The following is a 1,271-nucleotide window of genomic DNA, read 5'->3' as shown; positions in this document are numbered from 1 at the left end:
CTTCGGTGGTAAGAAGTTTATTCCGGTTTCTAAGATTGACGAAGACGCAGTCAATGCAGAAATCAACAGATATAGAAGTGAACTGGCTCAGGCTCAGGCTGACCTGGCTAACTGCAAGAATGCACTGGCCAACGCTAAACCTGAAGTTAAGGAAGTGACTAAGGAAGTTGAAGTTGCCGGGCCGCGTGCTATCTTCTTCAAGATTGGTAGCGCCCGTCTGGACGACTATGGTAAGGTTAACATCGAATTGGCTGCTAAGATTCTGAAGGCTAATCCGGACAAGAAGTACAAGGTTGCAGGTTATGCTGACAAGGCTACCGGTAGCACTTCTTGGAACCAGAAGCTGTCTGAAAAGCGTGCTCAGGTTGTTTACGATGCTTTGATTGCTCAGGGTGTTGACAAAGACCAGCTCGAACTCGTTGGATTCGGTGGTACTGCCAATATGTTCGGCAAGAACTTCTTGAACCGCGTAGTTATCCTGGAATAATATACTCCAAGTGACAAATAGACTCTAAAAATGAAGGCGTCTGGGACTCAGACGCCTTTTTTTGGTACTATGTCCGATGCATGTCATAAAGCAATCCATTTTTTATCAGCGACTGAATTTATATGTGATGATGAAGTTTAAGCTATTCTTTATCGTTCTGTTTTGCAGCCTTTCCCTTTCGGCCTTTTCCCAGTTGACGTATGGTACGACCGGGCTGTTGCATGCGCCCTCTGCGGAGATGCAGCGTGACAAGACTTTCATGGTTGGCGGTAACTTCTTGAACAAGGAGCTCACACCGCCCACCTGGTACTATCATACCTACAACTACTTCCTAAATGTCACAGTCTTCCCCTTTCTGGAAGTGGCCTACACGTGTACGCTCTTCAAGGCGGAGGCGTTAGGATTGAAGCCATACGGGTACAGCGGATTCACGAACCAGGACCGCTACTTTTCCGCCCGTCTGCGTGTGTTGAAGGAGGGGCAGTTCTGGAAATACATGCCGGCTGTCGTGCTGGGGACGTCCGACCCGTTCACTTCCTCCGGCGGCGGCCAGGTCGGCACCACGGAAGGTAACGGATATTACAGCCGTTTCTATATTGCCGCCTCCAAGCATATACCCGTTGCGGGTAAGGAGGAGATCGGTGTCCATCTTTCCTACCTTTACAACAACCGCAAGGAGTACAAACTGAATGGCTTTGCATTGGGTGTCACCTACAATCCGTCCTTTCATCCGCAGTTAAGGATGATAGCGGAATATGACTCCAAGGACTTTGCCTTGGGAGCC

At 49.0% G+C, this 1,271-nt stretch carries 2 protein-coding genes; both read left to right on the top strand.

Translation table 11 applies throughout. From position 1 onward, the window contains the following. Nucleotides 1-487 (top strand): OmpA family protein (locus tag DW800_RS19840; RefSeq protein ID WP_207814342.1); only part of this gene is annotated, 487 nt, incomplete at its 5' end. 127 nt (nt 488-614) lie between these two features. Next, a partial coding sequence (locus DW800_RS19175; protein ID WP_119958280.1) for a YjbH domain-containing protein occupies nt 615-1,271 on the top strand: 657 nt, incomplete at its 3' end.

This window comes from Bacteroides sp. AM32-11AC (assembly GCF_003603515.1).
Taxonomy (GTDB): Bacteria; Bacteroidota; Bacteroidia; order Bacteroidales; family Bacteroidaceae; genus Bacteroides; species Bacteroides uniformis.
This window is presented reverse-complemented; position numbering and strand designations above follow the sequence as displayed.